The following is a 21,238-nucleotide window of genomic DNA, read 5'->3' on the forward strand; positions in this document are numbered from 1 at the left end:
CAGTCCATCCAAGAAAGCCGCACCCAGTCTGCCGAGGAGAACGCCGCCCGTCTGCGGGAAATCGAGGAGCTGCGTCAGTCCATCCAAGAAAGCCGTGCCGAATTTGCTGAACAAGCTGCTGCTCAGGCTCAAAGCTTGCGAGAGCTACAGCAAGTTGTCAGCGAGACCCGCTCTGACTTAGCTCACCTTGCCGAGTGGGCAGAGGAAGTGACTCAAGCTCTGGTTACCCTCACCGCCCTACAACGAGAGCACGAACGCGCCATTCAGGCCATCAACCAACGGCAGGCGGAAACGGATCAGAGGTTCAACGTTCTCCTTGAAGAAGTGCGCTATCTGATTCGCCGGCAAGGCTCTGACGGAAATCCTCCCCCCTCGTTGCCCTGAGCACTGGGATCCCTTTAAGAACTGCAAGGACAGCCCTAATCTTCATCCACTTCCCACTCCAACAGATGTGCATAAGGGGCCACCAAGTCGGGGGCGTAAAAGGCGATGGCTCGAAGGGCATGCCAGTCTTCCAAGCAGCCAAAGACGGTCGGATACTCATTGCGCTCCAACCGCTCTGCAATTGCCGCCACCTCAGCTTCGGTAAACTGGCGGGGATCCATCCCCTTGGTAGGGGCTTCCACTTTGGACTTGGATCGGGCAGACATAGGCAGCCTGAACACGCTACAAGCCGATCTTAGCCTCTTCCTTTTTGCCCGGCCGACTTTGAAAAAACTTGACACACTCCCCACCTCAATCGCTTGCTTCTTGCGCAGTTGTGAGGACGGGGCCTCAGACCCAACTTTTGGGTAAGCCAACCCCTGTTCTCCCGAAACTCTGAAAAGGGATCCCCATTCCTCCAGTTTCGTGGCAAGGTGAGGACAGATACCGCATCGGAGGCTGCTATGGAGAGCAAGATCCCCGCCCGCGATGTCCAAGTTGCCCTTATCGGCCCGTCCACGCTGGTTCTCCGCTCCCGCACCTGGGATCGCCTGAAGTTTGAGCTGGAATACGCCCGGCAACGGGGCACCACTGCCAATAGCTACCTCATCCAGGCCCGCCAAACCCTCCTCATCGATCCTCCGGGGGAATCGTTCACCAGCATCTTTTTAGAAGAGCTGGCCCAACACCAGTACCTGCAGCGGTTGGACTTTATTTTGCTCAGCCACGTCAACTTTAACCGCATTGCCACTCTCAAGGCCCTATTGCCTCTGGCTCCCTACGCGATGGTGCTCTGCTCCAAGCCGGGATCCATTACGCTGCGGGCTGCCTTTGAAGAGATGGATCCCTTGCCCCGCAGTCGCGACGAAGAGGAAGCCGCCGATCTGGGCATTTTCTACAATGGCGACCAGTCTTTCCGTTTGCGGGTCATCCGAGATGGGGATCGCCTGGATCTGGGGGAAGGGCATGAGTTGCACTTTCGCACCGTGCCCACGCCCCGCCACCCAGATGCCCTCTGTGCCTACGATCCGGCCACCGGGATCCTCTACACCGATAAGTTGTTCGGTGCCCATGTGTGCGATGAGCAGGTGTTTGACGAGCATTGGCGGCAGCTCAGCGAAGACCGTCGCTACTACTTCGACTGCTTGCACCGCAACCAATTGCCCCAGGTGAAGGCAGCCCTGGCCAAGTTGGAAGAATTTCCCGCCCAAATCTATGCCCCTGCCCACGGCCCCTTGGTGCGCCACAGCCTGCGGCGGTTGCGGTTGGACTACCACACTTGGTGCGAGGAGGATCCCGGCGAGCAGCGGGTAGCTCTTCTGTACACTTCTGCTTACGGGAATACAGGTTTGATGGCCATGGCCATAGCCCAAGGGTTGGAGCGAGCCGGCGTTAAGGTGGAGCGGATCAACTGCGAATGGGCCACTCCGGAGGAGATCGCCCAGGCTCTGGAGCGCTGCCAAGGTTTTGTTATCGGATCCCCGACCTTGGCCGGCCATCCTCCTGTGCAGATCCAAACCGCCCTTGGCATCATCCTTTCTTCAGTTCCCACCACCCGGTTAGCCGGGGTTTTCGGCTCCTACGGCTGGAGCGGAGAAGCGGTGGATCTCATCGAGAGTAAGTTGCTCAATGCCGGCTTTTCCTTGGGGTTTGAGACGATCCGCGCCAAGTTTAAGCCCACCCCTGAAATCCTGGAAGCCTGTCAAGAGGCGGGATCCCAGTTTGCTCAGGCCCTGCGCAAAGCCAAACGAGCCCGCGCCCCTCGCCAAACCAGCAGCGAAACTCAGGCGGATCGGGTTGGGCAAGCCCTGAGCCGGGTGGTGGGATCCCTGTGTGTAGTCACCGCCCTGCAAGGAGAGACCCGCCGTGGCTTTCTCACCTGGTCGGTGGCCCAGGCCAGCTTCAATCCGCCGGGGCTAACTCTATCGGTGAGCAAGGACCAAGAAGCCGAACTGCTGACCTATCCCCAGGCACCCTTTGTGCTCAACATCTTGCGGGAAGGCAAGGGCAGCAACTTGCAGCGGCACTTTCAGCGGCCCCAGCGCCCTGGAGAAGATCGGTTTGCCGGCTTGGCCACGGCCACTGCCGAAAATGGCTGCCCCATTTTGTTGGATGCCTTAGCTTACCTGGAGTGCCGTGTGAAAACTTGGATGGACTGCGGGGATCGCTACCTGGTCTATGCCGAGGTGGAACGGGGCAAGGTGCTGGATCCCACGGGGGTTACGGCCATGCGGCGGGGGTAGTGTATTGGAGAACAAAGATTTGTTGTGGAGTCAATGCTAACTGGATCCCATCGATCACCTTGAGCTGACGATCTGCTCGGCAAATTTCCGGCTCTTGTTGAGGGGCAAATATCAAAACAGAGTAATCGTCTAAATCCACCATCCACCCTAATTTGCTGCCGTGCTTTAGACAATGCAGGATATTATCGATTACACGGCTTACCCTTTGACCCGGCGAAAGAATTTCGATAATCCAGTCGGGTGCTGCGGTGAAGTCATCCTCTGGCTCGCCTGTTTCACTTAGGCGAGTTCGATCCCACGCAATTACAGCAATATCGGGAACAATGGAACGACCGGAAAAAGTGCAACGCAGTTCGGGCAGGGCAGTATAGTCGGTGGTGCTGCCGTCAACCTCAGCCACGAGGCGTTTTTGCAAAATGGAATGGCGGACTTTGGGCAGCGGTTTTTGAATGGCAACTCCATCCACGTACTCCCATGCCGGAGACTCTTCTATGTGAGGCAACTTGAGGAAGTCTTCAAGAGTGAGAGCCAAATCTAGGCGAGTTGTCATAGGTTTAGGCAAAGCCCCCCCGGATCCCTGCCAGTAATGTATCCCAAAGCGAGGGGAAGAAGTGGAATTAAAATTGCGGCAATTCGGGTAGATGTAGCGTAAAAGTCGTCCAACCAGCAGAGCTGTTGACCTCAATGGATCCCCTCAGTTGATCCACCATTTGTTTCACCAAAGCCAAGCCCAGACCGGTGCCCCCTTCTTTCCAAGGATCATGGCTGGGGATCCGGTAAAAACGATCGAAAATGCGGGTGAGTTCCTCAGCCGGGATCTCTTGGCTATTCCTGACTTGGATGCGAGTTCGGTTGGCCTCAACCCTGACTTCTAGGCGGATGGATCCCTGGCCGGGGGTGTATTTCACCGCGTTGTGCAGGAGCTCCCGCAGGATGCGTCCCAACAGCAAGGGATCCGTCGTGAGGGTGCTCTCCAGAGGGACACTGGCTTGAAAGGTTTGCCCTTTGGCGCGGGCCTGCTCTTCGGCAATGGCTAACAGATCCCCTAGCAGCTCCCGCCAGGTGAGGGTTTGCACACTTAGAGCGTAGGTCCCGGACTGCAACCGCTGCAGATCCAACAGGTCGTTGATGAGCTCGATTTCCCGCTGGCATTCTCGCTCTGCAATGGCTAAGTATTGAGCTCGTTTCTCCCCAGTGGGAGCCATCTGCAACATTTTCAGGGCCATTTTCATGCTGGCTAGAGGAGTGCGCAACTCGTGGCTGACGGTGCTGATAAAGTCATCTTTGAGGCGGTTAAGGCGCTCCAGGGCTTGCACCTGCTCTTGGGCAGCTCGGAATAGGCGCGCCTGCCTTAGGCCGATAGCACATTGATTGGCCACTTGAGCTACGAGATTCATTTCCTGCTCATCAAAACTTTCCTCGCTGCTGCGAAAAACCCACAGATCCCCCAAGACTTGCTCCCCATCCCGCAGAGGGCAGACCAAGACTGATCCTTGGCGGGGGTCGTCAGGAAGTAAACAAAATATGCAGGGCTCTCCTCGCAACAACTGGGCGTAGAGATCTGGATATTGGGCAAAGGGAATACAAGTATGCAAGGCCGACCCCAAGCGAGGACAATACTCGTAGCTGATGGCGGAAAGGGTGAGATCGGCGTTGTAAAGGCCAATATCGCAGCCATCTGCATTTAGGTTTTCTCCCAGCTCGCGCAGAGCGGTGTTGAGAATTTCAGCTTCATCCAGAGAGTCGCGCACCCGGTCAGTGATGCGTTTCAGCAGGGCCTCAAATTGCAGGGATCGCTGCAACTCAGAGGTGCGTTGCCGAACCTTTTCTTCCAAGGTTTGATTGAGGGCTTGCAGTTGTTCATATAACTGGGCCTGTTGCAACGCGATGGCTAATTGATCGCTCAGCTCTTGTAAAAGCCGGATTTCCCACTCTTGCCAAGGGCGGCTGGATTGGCAGTGCTGTGCCACCAGAAGGCCCCAGAGATCCTCTCCCCGCCGAATTGGGATCACCAAGTTGGCTTGGGCTTGGAAAGACTCCAGCAACTCCCGATAGCAAGGATCCAAATCGGCTATTGCTACATCCCCCACTGCCTGGACAAAGCCCTCTTGGTACTTGCGATAGCACGGATCCCTTTGGAAATACTCATCCCACACGTAGCGGCCCAGGTGGCTGGGCCAGGGATCCGCCACCGACTCAGCAGCTACAAACCCCCCTACACCTTCCTGCAACTGATAGATCATCACCCGATCTACCTGGAGAAACTCTCGCACTTCCGCAACCGTTGTTTCCAAGAGGGTTTGCAAGTCCAAAGCTTGGCGGATCCGCCGCAATAAGGCCCCCAACAGTCGCTCCCGCTCTGCCTCTTGCCGAAGCACTTCTTGAGCTTCTTTGAGGGGGGTGATGTCCACAACAACACCGCAAACGGCATAGGGATCCCCTTGCTGATCCCGCAGGGCAAATTTGGTGACCCACCTCGATATTTCTCGACCGTTACGAGAAACGACACTCTCACAGCTAATCGGATCAGGGGACTGGATAGCCCTTTGATCTTGCTCTCGAAACTTGAGGGCATCTTCTGGCGGAAAGAGTTCGGCATCGGTTTTGCCGAGGATCTCTTCCTGGTTACACCCTTGCTGCAAATAGGCAGTGTTTACCTGTAAGTAGCGCCCCTCCAAATCTTTGAGAAAGATGGGAAAAGGGATCCCGTCCAGAATGGCCCTAAGCCGGGCTTCACTTTCTTGTAGAGCCAGCTCTGCTTCTTTCTGCTCCGTAATATCTTCGGTAATGCCTGCGATGTGAACGACTTCCTGCTGCTCGTTCAAGACAGGGTAACAAGAGGTACGCAACCAGCGCAGCCTGCCATCTGGGTGGAAAATCCGATAGGTAACTGACATTTTGCCTTGGGTGGCAAGAGACAGGGTTTCCATCACTCTTGGCAGATCCTCTGGGTGGATCCTTTCCTTCCACAGATCCGGCTGGCGATAAAGCTCCTCTGGTGTATATCCGAAAATCTGTTCACAACGAGGACTTTTGTAAAGAGCGCGGCTAAAGTCTGCCGACTGTAGGAAGAAAGTCACCGGTACAGCCTCTGCAATTTCCCGAAAGCGGGCCTCGCTCTCTCGCAGGGCCAGTTCCACCTGCTTTTGTTGGGTAATGTCGCGGGTGCTGGCAACCATCCCCTGAACCAAAGGATCATCCAAGAGATTGGTGCAGAGGCTCTCCAGCCACACCCAATGGCCGTCGGCATGTTGCATCCGATAGACAAAGCAGAGAGTCTGGCCGGGCTGGGACAGGAGTTGCTCGTAGGCAGACGCGATGGCCTCGCGGTCTTCGGGATGAACCAGCTCCAGGGGTTGAGGCTCTCCTGGCTGGGGGGTAAGACCTAGAATCTTCTCCGCCACCGGGGGATTAAGGCAATACAGCCGGCCCTGGGCATCAACCCGGTGCAAGATGTCGTGGCTGTTGTTGATAAAGGCGCGAAAGCGTTCTTGTTGATCTGTTAGCTCTCGTTGCAGGCGCTTTTGTTCGGTGATATCTAGGACAATGCCGAGAAGTCCCAAACCTTTAGACTGATCCTGAAGCTTTACGGCCAGGCGATAAGTATAGCGCTCCTGACCTTGAATCATTTCCTTACCTTCGAATTGGCAAAACCCTTGCCGCTCTACGTCGGATAGAACTTGAGAGGTGTACTCCAGCCAGTGAGGATATTCTCGAGCTGCCTCCTCCAGAGAAGTACCCAGCAGATCGCCAAACCAGGCGCGGTCAGTGGCATTTTGCAAAATTAGCACTCCCTGGGGATCCCTGGCCCACACCGCCAATGGCAGGGCATCCAACAAGGTGCGCAGTTGGGCCTCCCGCAGCCGCAGGTTTTCTTCCAACTGTTTCTTCTCGGTAATGTCTCGGCCCACCCCGCGAATGAACTGCAAGCGGCCCCGCCGGTCAAAAATGCCTTGGTTGATCCACTCAAACCACCGCACCTGCCCCGCTGCATCCGCCACTCTGCTAATCCGGGTAAAGGTGGGCTGCTGAGGGGTAAGGTGGGCTATCTTTTGCTGCGCCTGCTCCTGCTCTTCTGCCAGCAGCACGTCGATCCAGCGCCTGCCCCGCCAATCCCCCAAGATTTTCTGGCAAGCTTCGTTACATTCCACCACCGTCGTATCTGCACGCGCCAGCATGATGACATCGGGAAAACCCACCTGATCCCGCTGCAGCCAGCGCCTTTGCCAGTACATCACCACGGCCAGTGAGGATCCCCAAAGGAGCAGCCAAAGCCATCCGGGCAGAGTGTTCCAGTTGAGTAAGGTAAGCAGGTTGACCAGATCCCAGGAGGCGCTCATGAAGGTTGTCGATTAAGTTAAGTTTAGAAAGTGTCAAGGAGTACACTGGAGTACACTGCTTTTCGGTAGTATTTCTAGCCCAGGATCAAGCACTGTGCCAACAATTCCCCCTCTCCCCGAAAAGGAGAGCAAAGTTTGAGTCTACTGGAACGGTGGGGCAGTATCCTCGAAAAGGGGGCTTTCAGGGTGAAGAGTTGTTTCTTAGGTTTCCTGAGTGTTCGGATAGATAGTTCTGAATCCAGCGCACCAGCCGCTGAGAGAGCACGAAAGCTTCTGGTTCGTCCCCTTTGATGCCGACTTGGCTGCTAAAGCAGGCGATGACCTCCTCGTTCAGCTCCGGTTTAGAAGGATCGCTGTGAAACTGCAGCCGCACTTGGCTTTGGACCTGAAAACTCTCTTGAGCTTGGTTATCCAAAACTTCCTGACCCACTCGATGCAGCCGCACTCCTTGCAACTGAGCCAAGGGATAGGAAAACACCTGCTGCCGCCAAAAGCCCCAAGGGCCACCCAGCCGGGTCAAGGTCACCCGTTGGCTTTGGCAATCTAGATTCAGGATCTGCCCCAACCCCCAAGGGATCCCAGCCCACAGGCCCATCCCCACAGCCACCAAACCCAACAGCGGCGAACGAGCCCACAGTTGGGATCCCACAATCAGCAGCACCAAGCCTGCTGCCGCCCGCCAAGCCAGTTGCTGGGAAGTGAACCGTTGTAGGGCAATGCGCAGCCGTTTGGGATTGCGCTCCAGAACCTGCGGATAAACCAATGCCATGAAATGGGATCCCACTGCTTAGGCTAGCTTAACAGGGGTTGCTTTTCCCTAGGCGCTGAAGGCATCTTATCCGTACATTGCGTTGGTGAAAAACTACAACTCCGGCTCGGCAAAAAACTCTGATAAATCCAGCGCAAATCCAGGGATCACCTCTCCACCTTCCAGGATGTCGCCGGGTTTCTTCAATGCTTCAGGCTCAGGCCGGCGATAGACCAGAACGTATTTCTCTTCAGGATGAATGATCCAGACCAGCCGGGATCCATTCTCGAAATACTCAACAACCTTGTCGTGGATCTCTCCAATGGTGTTGGCATCCGAGAGAACTTCTACAGCCAAGTCTGGGGATCCCTCAATATAACCCCTTGGGATCCCGCCCAGAGATTGCAGTCGTTCTTTGGAAAAAAAAGAACAATCCGGAGAGCGGCGATTACCGGATTTCATTTTGAAGGAAGTATCGGAATCGAAGGTAAATCCAATCCTTTGACTGCGAACGTAGGAGCCCAGAATGATATGAATCAAACTTACGTAGTACCCATGCTTTGCACCTGCCGAGCCCACAGTAACCAGTTCTCCATTCACAACCTCATAGCGATTGCCATCCTCCGGTAAAGCCATAAACTCTTCGTCAGTCCAAATTTTTCGAGAAGCTGCCGGAGAACTATCAGCAGGTGCCTCAGCCAATTTTTCTCTTTCCAAAACCTCGACCATCATGACCTCCGCAATGAAAAACGGCTAAACCAACCAAGGGAGCCGGTCTGGGGTCAACACATCCTGAAGAGCGATCTGCACGCCCGGTAAGAAGTCAGCAAGCTGCCCTGAGGGATCCCCTTATTTAGGATCCACCAGGGATCCCATGAACAACACGGTTTGGGCCGCTGGGTTGCCGCCGGATCCGGAGGCCACAATGGCAAACCAGAAGGGCCGATCTGCCACAAATTGAAATGGCTCTTGCCGGTCGACAGCAGTCCGGGAGACGATCACCCCAGTAGCGGCTGCCGCCTCGGATCCCTCTTCGTTCACTTCAATTGCTGCTTTGTGCAGGACTTTGCTGATCCGCGCTGGCTCTGGGGTCATCTGGCTGAAGTCGGCTCGGTTGGAAAAGGCAATCCCCAGGCCCAACTGCTGCAGAACGGAAGTGAGATCCGTTTCATAAGCCAATTCAAATCTCGGGATCCGCACCGAACCTGCACGGGGGCGCAGGGATCCCGTCCATTCTTGCCAAGTTTCCGGGCTCAGCTCTGCCCGCAGCGACTCCAGCTTCACTCCCTTCTTGGGCAGCAGGATCAGCATTTCCAGTTCTCCTTCCCCGTAGGGCAGGCTCACCACCTGCAACTGCTCGGTTTCCAGGTAGTCGTAACGACCTGATTGAACCATCATGGGTACTCGGACGCGGCGGCCATCCAACCGAGTAAAGGGCTGAATTTGGGTGCGCTCCGGATCGAAGGGCTGAGTCCACTCGCCTTTGAAGTAGATGGCATTGAGCAAAACCATCAAATCCTCGCGGCTGAGGCGATCCACAATGCGGTTGATCTTGCCCTGGGTGCGCTCGGCCACCCAGCCGTTGATCTGGTTCACCGTTTGCCGGGATCCCAAATTCACCCGATTCACCACCGCTTGGTAGTAGGTGGCTAAAGCCTGCAAAAACTGGGGCTGTAAGGTGAGGGTTTGATCCACCCAGAGGCCGTTGGCCATTTGCACCTGGACTGGCCCTCCTGCCGGGGATCCCTCCGCCAGCCAGCCCACCATTTGGGCATTGCTCCAGTTCAACTCATTGAGGGAAAGGTCCTGTGCCTCCAGCACCTCGGCCATTGCCGTTTGGGTCTCCCCAGAGGCGCCGTTGTAGAGCATGCTCAGGGCCAGGCGGATGCTCAAGGGGGAGAAAAAGAGGTTCTCTTGGGGCTGCTGACGGAGCAGGTGATCAAACAGTTTCAGCGCAAAGCGGCTTTGGGCTTGTTGGGCCACGGTCTTTTCCCCATACCCTTCCCCATAGGTCACCGTTGGCTCAAAGGGAATCCGCACCGGGGTTTCCTGTGAACGGGATCCCATCCCGTGAGTGGGCCAGAGGCCCAGGCTCAGTAAACCCAGCAGAGCCAGAAGAGGGATCCGGCTCACCAAGGATCGATTAAACAGGTCTTTCATAGGGCTCTCCTGGCAGAGTCTATGGCTATGCTATCGGGTCGGTTGTGGACTTCCCTTGCCCAGGGCCGCCATTCCGGCTGCGCTCAAGGGGGAAAAGCACAGGCAGCTTCCGGCAAGCAAGAATTGGCAAGGCCCTCCCAGGGGGGAACTTTCTGCATCCGGTTGGCCAAGTCGCGGCAGCAGCGTCCGGCGCGATAGGATGAAGCCTGCACAGGAGAGCGCCACATGGTTCTGTTCACGATACACGTTCCAAAAGGGTGCAGAGTCGCCTTGGGCCTGGCTCTACTGCTCCTGGGATCCGGCTTGGGGTGTACTGCTGCCACGGAGAGATCTCCCGCCTCACAAACTCAGGTAACCGAAGCCATCTCTCCATCCCCCCCAGCCATAGGGCAGCCCCAGCAACTGCCGGTTGAAGCGGAAGTCACCCTTGCCGGCCAACGCTTTGAGTTAGAGGTGGCCCGCACGCCTGAGCAGCAGCGCTTGGGCCTGATGTTTCGCACCGACTTGCCGCCGGATCGGGGCATGTGGTTTCCCTTTGATCCGCCCCAGCCAGCTTCTTTTTGGATGTTCAACACTCTGATTAACCTGGACATCATTTTCCTTCACCAAGGCAAGGTGGTGTACATTGCCGCCGATGTGCCCGGCTGCCCCGCCCGACCCTGCCCCACCTATGGGCCGCCTCCTTCCCAGTTGGTGGACGGTGTGCTGGAGTTCCGCGGCGGGACGGCTGCTGCTTTGGGTTTGGCCGTTGGAGATCCGGTCGAGATCCGAGAGCTTCAGCCCGTAGCCCCTTGATTTCTACCTCCCCTCTCCCTGAGGGAGAGGGGCCGGGGGTGAGGGAAGACAGGCTCGAAGATGATCTTTTGAAGAATTTTTGCGATGATTTTTGAGAGTCGCCAACTGAGTCCATAAAAGAGGCGACCGCGAGCTCAGGATTGGTTTGGCTACTGCGAGCGAGCCTATGGATGTCGGCAGCGCGAGTCATTGGATAGGGGTGGGGGCTGTCGCCCTAGCCTCCATCCTTTGGGCTGAGATCGTGCGGGATGTGCGCCATTGGCTGGCCCACCGGTGGCCCTGGCTGATGCCCAAACACATCCTGCACCACCGCCTGTTCCGCCCCGACCTTAGCGTGGTGGATGCACAGCTGTACCGAGAATCCCAGTGGCACCACGACGTTCCCGAAGCGGCGACGATGATCCTGGCCGGGATCCCTTGGGTGGTGGTGTTGGGCCAGGGATCCTGGCTGTACGGCCTGGCGGCAGCGGTGGGGGTGGTCTACTCGGCCAGTTTCTGGGTGGCTGGTATGCTGCGGGGTTGGGGGCTGGCCCTGCAGACGGATATCACCCACCAGCCGGGGCCTTTCCCCGTTCCTCCCAGCCAATGGCATGTCAACCGCGCCTACCACTGGCGGCACCACTTCGACGATACCAACGCCTATTTTTGCGGCACCCTGACTCTCGTAGATCGGCTCATGGGCACCAGTCTCTCCTTGAAAGGCAAGCGAGTAGCCGTCACCGGCGCCTCCGGCACCCTGGGCCGGGCCTTGCTCAAGCATTTTCACCAGCAGGGGGCCAAAGTCATCGCCCTCAGCTCCCATTCGGATTCGGTTCACATCGAAGTGGACGGCCAGATCCAGCCGGTGGAGACCGTTCGCTGGCAGGTGGGGCAAGAGGGATCCCTGGCTGAGCTGCTGGAGCGGGTGGATATCTTGGTGCTCAACCACGGCTTCAATGTTCATGGGGATCGGGATCCCGAGGCCATTCGCCAGTCTTACGCCGTCAATACCTTCTCCAGTTGGCGCCTAATGGAGCTGTTCTTCCAGACGGTGCGCGGCAACCCTGAGATGGCCACCAAAGAGGTGTGGGTGAACACCTCAGAGGCTGAGGCTAGCCCTGCTTTCAGTCCCCTCTACGAGCTCTCCAAGCGGGCCCTAGGCGATCTGGTTACTCTGCGCCGTCTGGATGCCCCCTGTGTGGTGCGCAAGCTCATCCTCGGCCCCTTCAAGAGCCAGCTCAATCCCATTGGGGTTATGTCGGGAGATTGGGTGGCCGCTCAGATCTTGGCCCAGGCCAAGCGAGACTGCCGCAACATCATCGTCACCATCAACCCCCTGACCTACTTGCTTTTCCCGCTCAAAGAGCTGGCTGTGAGCACCTATTTCCGCTTGTTTAGCCGTCGGTCTCCAAGGACTCCGTCCCGCGAGCGCGAACAGACAGGGATCCCTGCCCCCAACCCAGATCCTGCAGGTGGGGCCAAGTCCGGTGATTTGCCTTTGGTTTAGTTAAAAGGAACGAGATCCCAACCCGTCCCATAGCTCTATGGCATTGGGCGCAAAAGTGGAGTAAGACAAGAGCAGGTTCCTTGGCGTGCCAATGGGAACTTTTGGGGAGCGAGAGTGCCCTCCTTGGGTTTGCAGAAATACAGCAGTTCGATCCCTGATGAGCGTTGGGTGTGAGGAGTAGGAGTGAGCGTGAACATGGTGCGACGGTGGGTGGGCGCAGTGCTCTGCGTGGTGGGTGGGTCGTTGATGCCGGGGCTGTTGTCCGGTTGTGCCATCCCGATGCCTTCGGCATCTGCAGGGGTTTCTGAAGTGCAGGTGCGCTTGGTGCATGTGGCCCCCAATGCCCCTCGGATCGACTTGGAAGTGGGAGGGGTGAGAGCTGCTCGGGGCATAGCCTATGGCTCGGTGAGCGAGTACGTGCGCATACCGGCGGGCGAGTACGACATTGTTTTGTTTTCAACGCCTGAGAACCCTGGCCAGCCTGCGAGTTCTTTGGTTGCGGCCAGAACCGTAGCCAATCTCAGGGGCGGGGGAGTATTCTCGGTGGTTGCTGCCAACGAGCCGAATCGCATGACGGCCCTGGTGCTGGAAGACAACATCCATCCGCCCTTTGATCAAGCCCTGGTGCGGTTTGTCCACGCTGCCCCTGATGCGCCGGCCCTGCAATGGCAAGGGGAGCAAGGGCGGGTACTGCTGCCCCAGTTGGCGTTTGGACAAGTATCCACCTTTCAAGCTATGCGCCCCGGCTTTACCCAAATTCAAGTGGCCATAGCCCCTTCAGCCTCCGCGCCAGGTGTGCAGTCGGCTCCCAGCCGGAGCATTCCCCTGCAGCGGTTTGACCTGCAGCTGGAGGCGGGGAAAGTCTATACCCTCTATGTAGCGGGATTGTTGCGCAGCAATCCGGCCCTAAGCCTGGTGCTGGCAGAGGAAACTCGAGCTCGCAGGCTCCTATAGCCAAGGTGTTTCGGTCTCTCTTCTCCTTACACTGAGTTAAGGAATACCTCAGGGTGGGGGCAGATAGGGAATATGCTCTGTGGTGGAGCAGGCCAATGCCGTTGGCGTTCTCCGCTGCCAATATGATCTTACAAGGATCTCAAAATCCTAACATGCGGTGCGAAGCACTAGGGGATGCAGCCTGTGGATGCTTTGTTTCAAGTTGTGGTGCTGAATCAAACCCCAGATCCAGAACGGGTCATCTACCAGGCCATGCACCAGGATTACAGCCCTGATTTTGTCACCTCAGAAAGCCGGATCCCGGAAAAGTATGGAGAGGCCGTGGTGCGGCATTTGCTGGAGGGCAACCGTGGCCACTATGGGCCTCTAGAGCATCCTCAGATCACCTTTGGGGTGGGCTATTTTCCCCACGCCGTCATGCAACAGGCCCGTACTCATCGGGTGGGAATTTCTTTTGATGTTCAATCCTTCCGATATACAGGCCAGCAAATTGCCGATTTGGGCAAAAAGCTCTTGTTCGCGTCAGCGGTGCGGAGCACAACCGAGACTGCTGCTCCTGTTGGCGAGACCGGCTACGGTTGCGTCAGCGATGCGGAGCACAGTGGCGGGACGGAGTCCTCCTTGTCTTTGCAAGAGCTGGAAACTTTGTTTTACGTTCCTGCCAGCGTCAAGGAGGGCAAAGCCAAAACCCGCCAGGGCTGCAAGCCCATCTCCCCCGCAGCTTTGGATATCATTCTTGCGCAATATCGCAGCCAGGCCATTGCTTATTATCGCCTGGTAGAAGAGTGCGGATTGCCCTATGAAGATGCTCGCAACATCATTGGCTACGGGATCCGACAACACTTCGTGGTCTCTTTCAATTGCCGTAGTCTAATGCATTTTTTGGATTTACGAGCCAAAGAAGATGCTCAACGAGAAATTCAACATCTGTGTGAACTGATTTGGCCCCACTTTGAAGCGTGGTGTCCCCACGTGGCGGCCTGGTATCGTAAGCATCGCTGGGGAAAGGCTCGATTATCCCCCTAAACTTAGTTTAGATAGATATGCTCTGCTAACCCCTTCTGCGGCTAATCCTGTTTTTGATCTTTTGTTGGGTTACGGGTATGGATCCCGAAGCTTATGAGCAAATGGCAGGCTTGGAAGACCGGCATTGGTGGTTTTTGGGTCGCCGTCACATTCTGAGTCGGGTTATTGGATCCCTGTCGCTTCCCCCCTCTGCTTATATTTTGGAAGCTGGCTGTGGTAGCGGCGGCAACCTGGAGATGTTGTCCAGATTTGGCAAAGTTTGGGCTATGGAAAAGAGTGAAATTGCACTGCCGCTGGCCCAAGCTCGCGGTATTGGGATCGTGGCAGAGGGGGAGTTGCCAAACCGGATCCCCTTTGGTTCTCAACGATTTGATTTGATTGCTTTGCTGGATGTGCTGGAGCATCTGGAGAATGACAAAGAAGCTCTCCTAGCCCTCAGTCAAAGGTTAACCCCATCTGGCTACTTAGTTGTAACTGTTCCGGCTTATCCGTGGCTGTGGAGTTTACATGATGAGCTTAATCATCACAAGAGACGATATACCCGCGGGCAACTTTTGTCGTTGCTTAAAAGCTCAGGTCTAGAAGTTTATACCCTTGTTTTCTTCAACAGTTTTCTTTTCCCAATCATTTCAGGGATCCGCATAATGCAGAAAGTGCTTCGCCTGAGGGAAAGCCAAGATCTGAAAATGCCGCCGCTTTGGCTCAATCGACTGCTGACGGGTATTTTTGCTGCAGAAGCCTATCTGATACCTAAGTTTTCTCTGCCCTTTGGTGTATCTCTGCTGGCAGTAGCCGGCCCGGCAACGAAATCGTAGTATCCTGTCATCATTGCTGTTCTCAGACTGCACTTTGATCATTGCTTAAACTCTCATGTTTCGACATCCAATGTCTGCAATTCTGGTAGTTTCTACAACAGCCTTTTCCGACGGTACTTAACCCACTCAACAGGGATTTTTATCTCTTGCATGATGAGGATCCCAATTACTTAAAGAACTTATTTTGTGTCAGCAGCATGAAGTCCTTTGAAGCTGGGAAGGGCCGTCAATAGAATTATCTGGTGAGGGCTACCCATTCAAGTTTTGGTCAACACTGATCTTGTCCAATAGCCTCAGATGCACAATCTTTTCTGTAAGATTGTCAACAGTCTTGATGCCGAAGGAGATAACCCTTGGCCGAACGCGGCTATAAAACTCGTCTGGATCTGCATCGTTTGTGGGTGCCCTTGGCCTGTTTTGGCGATGGCCTTTGTATTTGGTTGGCCTTTGGGGCGGGCTACTGGCTGCGCAGCTTGCGTCCTCATCAGCTCTTGCCTTGGGATGTCTACGCGGCCTTGGGATTGTTGACCGCCCTCAGTTATTGGGGCATTCAGGCGGGCTTAGGCGGATACGGTGAGTCGAAGCGCTTGTCTCGCTTTGAAGAATGGGCCAGTTTGCTGGTGGGGTTGGGATTGACGTTTGGTTTGGTGCTGGCAGGGGCCTTTTTCGTTCGCTCGGTCTCTTTGTCGCGGCTGGTGGTGGGCTACGCCGGCTTGTTGGCTCTGCTGAGTTTGACTTTGGTACGGGTGGGGTTGCGGCTGGGCATGGGCTGGTTGTGCTCTAGGGGCTACGGTCGGCGGCAGGTCATCTGGGTGGGATCCTGGTCGGTGTTGGCGGAAGTGTTGGAGCGATTGCAGCGATCCCCGCAGTTGGGCTTTCAGGTAGTCGCCTGGGCAGGCGTGGGGCAAGGCTCTTTTGAGGAAGATCCCCCATCTCAAAATGGGGATCCCTGTCAAGATTCATATCCAGTACTAAACACCGCCCGCCCTACCTCTGGCGGGGTTGAGTCTGCCGACAGGACTCTGTCCGGCTCATCCCGAGGAACCCTCTCCTGCTTGTGCAGTCAGCTTGAGCCTTCCTGGTCGGCTCTTGAGCGTCTGGATCTGGTCCATTTGATTGCCTATCTGCAAGCCCACCCAGAAGTGCAGGAGGTGTGGTTTGGGCAACCGGAGCTGGCAACTGCTCCTCTGTTGCTCAGTTTGCAAACATTGTCGGTGCAGGTGCGCTTGGTGCCGGATATCTTAAGTTTTTTAACGGTGAACTTCAGCCTGCAGTCTCTCGACGGGATCCCGCTGCTAACTCTGCGTCAGCCCCCTTTGCGCTACGCCCACAACCGGTTCCTCAAGCGAGCTGTAGACATCCTAGGAGCTTCCCTGGGCCTGATCTTGCTTAGCCCTCTGTTTTTGATTATTGCCCTGCTGGTAGCCTGCAGCAGTCCTGGCCCCATTCTGTATTGGCAAGAGCGGGTGAGCTTGGACGGGCGTCGCTTTTGGATTGCCAAGTTCCGCACCATGCGAGTGGATGCTGAGGCAGCCGGCCAGCCGGGCTGGACGCGCCCCGGGGATCCGCGCCGAACCAAGATAGGAGCCTTTTTGCGCCGCACCAACCTGGACGAGCTGCCCCAACTGTGGAACGTCCTGAAAGGGGAAATGAGCCTAGTGGGCCCCCGCCCAGAGCGGCCCTACTTTGTCGAGCAGTTTAGCCAGGAGATCCCCAAGTATCCGGATCGGCATTTGGTAAAAAGTGGCCTCACCGGCTGGGCCCAGATCCACGGCCTGCGGGGAGATACCAGCATTGCCCGCCGCACCCAGTATGATCTCTATTACGTGCAAAACTGGTCGCTGTGGCTGGATCTGCGCATCCTGGCCATCACCTTCTGGCAAGGGATCCGCGGACGGCTGGCCGGATACTAGGGGTTAGCGTATGCCATTCTCCCCCCAAGAGCTGCTCTACGAGGGCAAGGCCAAGCGCATCTACCGCACTGCCGATCCCAGGGTTTATCTTTGCCAATACAAAGACGACGCCACGGCCTTCAACGCCCAAAAGCGGGGATCCATCGCCGGCAAGGGAGAGGTGAATTGCACCGTCTCCAGCCATGTGTTTGCCTACCTGGCGCAGCAAGGGATCCCCAACCATTTCTTGGCCCAAACCGGCCCCACCGAGATGCAGGTGCGAGCCTTGCACATCCTGCCTTTGGAAGTGGTGGTGCGCAACCGCACAGCGGGTAGCCTCTGCCGACGGCTGGGCCTGGAGCAGGGCCTTCCCATCGAGCCGCCGCTGGTGGAGTTCTATTACAAAAACGATGCCTTGGGGGATCCCTTGGTGACCCCAGATCACATCCGCCTATTGCAGTTGGCCACGCCGGAGCAGGTGGAGCGCTTGGGATCCCTGGCTTTGGCCATCAACAACCATCTGCAGGCTTTCTGGCGAAGCTGCCGCCTAGAGTTGGTGGACTTTAAGCTGGAGTTTGGCCTGGACGAGAAGGGAGAGATCCTGCTAGCCGACGAGATTAGCCCCGATACCTGCCGTCTTTGGGATCGGGGGGGATCTGAGCCGCGGGTGCTGGATAAAGATCTCTTTCGCTTTGATCTGGGGGATCCGGTGGCTGGCTATCAAGAGGTGTTGCAGCGGGTGCTTCAGGCAGTGGGATCCCAATTCCTTCTCTCCTAGAGGGAGAGGAGCCAGGGGTGAGGGACTATAATCGCCTCAGCGATCCCACTCCTTTAACGCCCGAGCCTCCTTTCGCTTGTCGGGATCCCGCCATGACCTCTCCCCGCCCCCCCCCACCCCGGCGAGCGTTTCCGCCGCCAACTGGCCGACCTGCTGGATGCCTGGGTGGAGCAGGGGTTGATTGAACCTGAGCAGCGGGATCGCCTGCGGGAGTATTACCAACTGGAGAGTTTGCAACGCTCAGCCGGCGGGCGATTTGCCCTGGTGCTGCTGCTGTTTGGCGCAGTTCTGGTGGGCCTAGGGGTGATCTCCTTTGTGGCGGCCAACTGGGCTGCTATTCCCCGCTGGGCAAGAGCCTGGGGGTGCTTGGCCCTCATGGTAGGGCTGCAGGTGGCGGGCTTCCAGGCTTGGCAGCAGGGATCCCGACGGCTGGGCAGCGCCCTGCTGATAGCCGGTGAACTGACCCTGGGAGCCTGTATTGGCCTGATGGCGCAGTGGGTTCAGCTTGGCGGATCCGCGGCAGGCCTGTTTTGGGCCTGGGGGATGGGCGGTTTGGCCATGGCCTACGGCTTGCGTCACAGCCCCAGTGGTGTACTGGCCTGCCTTCTGCTGGGCTTGGGGATGGTAGCCGACTTCGTGGATTGGGGGACTGTCAACTTCCTCTATCCTTGGTTGACCCTGGGCCTGCTGGTTCCTCTGGCCTATTGGTGTTGCTCTCGCTGGGTTTTTGCCCTGGCCGTGGTGAACTTTGGCCTGGCGTTGCAAGGGTTAGCCGAGCGTTTGGGCAGCTCTTTCCAAGGTTTAACCCTTTTGCATCTGCTTGGTGTTGCAGTTGTGTGGGGGTTGGGTCTGTGGCACCAACGCCATAAGCCTTGGCTAAGCCGGGTTTTAACTGAAGGAAGGGATCCAGAGCTTCCCGGCGGGCTGGAGCAAGGCTTGGATTTGGCCCCGACAGCCCAGAACTTGGCTCTGCTGGGGCTGGGTGTCCTGCTCTATGTCTGGAGCTTTGTCGGGACGTGGGTCGATCTTTCCGAGGATCCCCTCTGGAACGTTGGGGATCCCTGGGCGAGCTTGTCGGCAGTGGGGTTGCTGCTGCTGACGGGCTGGGGCTGGTGGCAGGGTTGGCAGGAGAAGAGATCCCAGCCCGTTTCGTCTTGGCTGAAGGATGCTGCTGTTCTGATTTCTCTGGTTGCCTTGGCGCTTTTGCTGGGGATCGGCAGCGCTGTGCCTTTGAACCTAACCGCAAAGGTAGCCTTGGCCTTCTTTGCTCCCTGGATCGTGACCCTTTTGCTCGTGGGATTGTCGGTGGTGCTCTGCTGGGAAGGGCTGCAGCGGAGGCGGCGGAGCCGCTTCTGGCAGGGGCTATTGGGCCTGACCTTGGTGGTGCTGACCCGCTTTTTCGAGTACCAGACCAACCTGATGACCAAATCGGCGGTGCTGGTGGTCTGTGGGATCGGCGTGATCTGGCTGGGGCTGAAGTTTGAGCGGCGGATTTTCTCCCGTCTCTAATTCTTGCCCTTCTAGGAAGCCAAGCCCCGCTACATGATCAAGCAAAGGAAAAAGCTGGAATTGAGCTGGAATTCACAAGAATTTACAAAGTTTAAGGAACCTGCTTGTATTCCCCAACGTCTTTGCCAGTATATTCTCAGCTTTGGCTTGAGCTGAGAAGGAAGTGGGCATCTCTATCAAGATTTGGAGAATACAAATGAAAGTAGGACTGCGTTTGGGCATTTTGGCTTTGCTACTTACGCCCCTTTGGGAGAGTGGTTCTCTTTCGGGTGTTGCCTTGGCTGAAGATCATCTTTTAGTGGCTCAGGCCCCGGAGCCAGCTAGGCAGCCTATGCCTTCTGTGCCTAGATCGATACCCTCCCCAGTTCCCATAGCTCCGGCAGAATCCTCAGAAACTGTAGATGAGCTATTCCGCCAGGTTCCTTTCCCCCCTTCGCAAAGACCTCTGCCTGGCCTTCCGTGCTCGAGACCCATGGTGTTGCGCTCAGTAACCCTCAGCGCTCCTCCGCCAAACCCTGCTTCCCCCCTGCAATCGGAGCTTCACCCCAACATTTGGACAACTCTCCAGGGCCCTTTCGGGACAGTCAACTGGGGAGAGCGCCAAGCCAATAAACTCTTTGCTCATACCTTCCAATGGAGCCCCCCTTGTAGAATAGGCTGCCGGATGGGAGGCACCCTTACGTTTACCTATCGCAATAACTTGCAGGCAACAAGTAACACAGCTCCTAATGCCGGGAACGACAGGTACTACCTATTCAACGGCGGGACTTCAACTCAAGCGGGGTTTTTGTATACTTTCTCAAGTCCGCCTACCCCAATTCCGCCTGGCCAAACCTTCACCAAAACTCTAACCCTCTCGCCGGCAGAGATTGCCAACAACCGAGTGACCTTAGTAGTTCAAGATGATACGGCGGTTTTGGAAGCTAAGCTAGAGCTTAGATACTGCTGCTGTGAATGCGAGTTTCCCATTTGAAGTTGAGTGAAATTTGCCTTAGGGGGGACTTCCGTGCCCCCCTTTTCTTCAACTCCCCCTGGCTGCAGACCTCAAAGCTTACTCAGAAAGGATGGAAAAGCCTAACGGCGGGCCTGGGCAAAAATGGCTTGCAAAATCTCGTCGGCCCCCTGCCGTTTTAGCTTTTCTGCAAGAGCCATCCCCACTGCCTCGGGATCGGCGGTGGATCCCGTCTGAGTATCGCGGATGAGCCGCCGGCCATCCAGGTCGGCCACCATACCGGTTAGGTGCAGCGCCTCCCCTTGGACTTGGCTGTGAACGCCAATGGGCACTTGACACCCTCCTTCCAAAGCCCGCAGGAAAGCTCGCTCTGCCAAGCAGCGGGCTGTGGCCTCTGCATCGGCCAAGGGTCGGATAAGCTCCAGAATCCGCTCATCTCCCTGCCGACACTCGATTCCCAGGGATCCCTGCCCAACCGCGTACAGAGACACGCCGGGATCCAGCACCTCGTGGATCCGGTCGGCTTTGCCCAGGCGCTTCAACCCGGCCACCGCCAAAATAAGGCCGTCGTACTCTCCCCTCTCCAGCTTGGCCAAGCGGGTGTTGAGGTTGCCCCGCACATCCTTAAAGTGCAAGTAGGGAAAGGCATGGCGCAGTTGGGCCAGTCGCCGCAGCGAGGAGGTGCCAATCACTGTTCCTTCGGGCAGGGTGGCCAGTTGGTAGCTGCGCAGCTCCTCTCGCAGCACCAAAGCGTCCAACGGATCCTCCCGCTGCGTAATTGCTCCCAACATCAAGCCCTCCGGCAGGCGGGTGGGCAAGTCTTTAAGGCTGTGTACCGCCAAGTCGCTGCTGCCGTTGAGCAGGCTAACCTCCAATTCCTTGGTAAAGAGACCTTTGTCTCCAATTTTGGCCAGGGCTACATCCAGGATGATGTCTCCCTGGGTGGAGAGGGTGTTGAGCTCCAGAGGTAATCCCGGATGGTGTTCTTGCAACTGACCCATCACCCACTGGGTCTGCACCAAAGCCAACTCGCTTTTTCGAGAGGCGATCCGCACCGGCTTGGTGATCCCAGCAGAGGGCTTGGAAGGGGTCGAGGCCCGTTCACTCATGGCTGCCG

The 21,238-nt window shown here is 56.8% G+C and carries 18 protein-coding genes; 11 read left to right on the forward strand and 7 right to left on the reverse strand.

The annotated features are described in order from the left end of the window. The first annotated feature begins 6 nt into the window (after positions 1 to 6). The gene (locus ACVWY8_RS08470) at positions 7 to 384 is read left to right on the forward strand and encodes a hypothetical protein (protein ID WP_457397031.1); all 378 of its coding nucleotides are present in this window, start codon (positions 7 to 9) and stop codon (positions 382 to 384) included. A 35-nt stretch (positions 385 to 419) separates the two neighbouring features. Here ACVWY8_RS08470 and ACVWY8_RS08475 read toward each other — a convergent pair whose 3' ends face one another. Further along, positions 420 to 650, reverse strand: coding sequence for a DUF2555 domain-containing protein (locus ACVWY8_RS08475; protein ID WP_457385214.1), 231 nt, complete (start codon positions 648 to 650; stop codon positions 420 to 422). A gap of 237 nt (positions 651 to 887) precedes the next feature. On the opposite strand from ACVWY8_RS08475, the gene ACVWY8_RS08480 reads away from it, so the two are divergent. Further along, the gene (locus ACVWY8_RS08480) at positions 888 to 2,666 is read left to right on the forward strand and encodes a flavin reductase (RefSeq protein ID WP_457394076.1); all 1,779 of its coding nucleotides are present in this window, start codon (positions 888 to 890) and stop codon (positions 2,664 to 2,666) included. Here ACVWY8_RS08480 and ACVWY8_RS08485 read toward each other — a convergent pair. The 5 genes from ACVWY8_RS08485 to ACVWY8_RS08505 form a co-directional block, all read right to left on the reverse strand. Beyond that, entirely contained in the window at positions 2,644 to 3,216 is a 573-nt protein-coding gene (locus ACVWY8_RS08485) for a Uma2 family endonuclease (RefSeq protein WP_457394073.1), read from the reverse strand. The two genes, ACVWY8_RS08480 and ACVWY8_RS08485, sit on opposite strands and share 23 nt — an antisense overlap. Positions 3,217 to 3,283: 67 nt before the next feature. Then, positions 3,284 to 7,006: a PAS domain S-box protein gene (locus tag ACVWY8_RS08490; RefSeq protein ID WP_457394072.1), complete on the reverse strand. Its 3,723-nt coding sequence runs from the start codon at positions 7,004 to 7,006 to the stop codon at positions 3,284 to 3,286. A gap of 181 nt (positions 7,007 to 7,187) precedes the next feature. Next, positions 7,188 to 7,775: a hypothetical protein gene (locus tag ACVWY8_RS08495; protein WP_457394069.1), complete on the reverse strand. Its 588-nt coding sequence runs from the start codon at positions 7,773 to 7,775 to the stop codon at positions 7,188 to 7,190. 93 nt (positions 7,776 to 7,868) lie between these two features. After that, positions 7,869 to 8,483, reverse strand: coding sequence for a Uma2 family endonuclease (locus ACVWY8_RS08500; protein ID WP_457394103.1), 615 nt, complete (start codon positions 8,481 to 8,483; stop codon positions 7,869 to 7,871). A gap of 120 nt (positions 8,484 to 8,603) precedes the next feature. Further along, on the reverse strand, positions 8,604 to 9,914 hold the full coding sequence (locus ACVWY8_RS08505) for a serpin family protein (RefSeq protein WP_457394067.1): 1,311 nt from the start codon (positions 9,912 to 9,914) through the stop codon (positions 8,604 to 8,606). A gap of 21 nt (positions 9,915 to 9,935) precedes the next feature. Between ACVWY8_RS08505 and ACVWY8_RS08510 the strand changes: the two genes are divergently transcribed. The 9 genes from ACVWY8_RS08510 (at position 9,936) to ACVWY8_RS08550 (ending at position 19,169) form a co-directional block, all read left to right on the forward strand. Next, positions 9,936 to 10,112 (forward strand): hypothetical protein, encoded by a 177-nt coding sequence (locus tag ACVWY8_RS08510; protein ID WP_457394064.1) that lies wholly within the window; start codon positions 9,936 to 9,938, stop codon positions 10,110 to 10,112. Positions 10,113 to 10,184: 72 nt separating this feature from the next. Beyond that, positions 10,185 to 10,709, forward strand: a complete 525-nt coding sequence (locus tag ACVWY8_RS08515) for a DUF192 domain-containing protein (RefSeq protein WP_457394061.1) — start codon at positions 10,185 to 10,187, stop codon at positions 10,707 to 10,709. 166 nt (positions 10,710 to 10,875) lie between these two features. Further along, complete coding sequence (locus ACVWY8_RS08520; protein ID WP_457394100.1) at positions 10,876 to 12,195, forward strand: bifunctional sterol desaturase/short chain dehydrogenase; 1,320 nt, start codon at positions 10,876 to 10,878, stop codon at positions 12,193 to 12,195. A 183-nt stretch (positions 12,196 to 12,378) separates the two neighbouring features. Then, a complete protein-coding gene (locus tag ACVWY8_RS08525; RefSeq protein ID WP_457394059.1) occupies positions 12,379 to 13,149 on the forward strand; it encodes a DUF4397 domain-containing protein in 771 nt (256 codons plus the stop codon). Positions 13,150 to 13,323: 174 nt separating this feature from the next. Beyond that, positions 13,324 to 14,175, forward strand: a complete 852-nt coding sequence (locus ACVWY8_RS08530) for an FAD-dependent thymidylate synthase (RefSeq protein ID WP_457396999.1) — start codon at positions 13,324 to 13,326, stop codon at positions 14,173 to 14,175. 77 nt (positions 14,176 to 14,252) lie between these two features. Next, positions 14,253 to 14,990 carry a class I SAM-dependent methyltransferase gene (locus tag ACVWY8_RS08535; protein WP_041436582.1) on the forward strand — a complete coding sequence of 246 codons (738 nt, stop codon included), beginning with the start codon at positions 14,253 to 14,255 and terminating at the stop codon, positions 14,988 to 14,990. Between the two features lie 353 nt (positions 14,991 to 15,343). Continuing rightward, positions 15,344 to 16,903 (forward strand): sugar transferase, encoded by a 1,560-nt coding sequence (locus ACVWY8_RS08540; protein ID WP_457394055.1) that lies wholly within the window; start codon positions 15,344 to 15,346, stop codon positions 16,901 to 16,903. A gap of 10 nt (positions 16,904 to 16,913) precedes the next feature. After that, positions 16,914 to 17,660 (forward strand): phosphoribosylaminoimidazolesuccinocarboxamide synthase, encoded by a 747-nt coding sequence (gene purC, locus ACVWY8_RS08545; RefSeq protein ID WP_414344193.1) that lies wholly within the window; start codon positions 16,914 to 16,916, stop codon positions 17,658 to 17,660. A 165-nt stretch (positions 17,661 to 17,825) separates the two neighbouring features. Further along, a complete protein-coding gene (locus ACVWY8_RS08550) occupies positions 17,826 to 19,169 on the forward strand; it encodes a DUF2157 domain-containing protein (RefSeq protein WP_457394053.1) in 1,344 nt (447 codons plus the stop codon). Positions 19,170 to 20,243: 1,074 nt separating this feature from the next. Here the strand turns inward: ACVWY8_RS08550 and hemC are convergent. Next, positions 20,244 to 21,230, reverse strand: coding sequence for a hydroxymethylbilane synthase (gene hemC, locus ACVWY8_RS08555; RefSeq protein WP_457394050.1), 987 nt, complete (start codon positions 21,228 to 21,230; stop codon positions 20,244 to 20,246). Positions 21,231 to 21,238: the final 8 nt, after the last annotated feature.

The sequence above is a fragment of the Thermostichus sp. OS-CIW-32 genome (assembly GCF_054060415.1).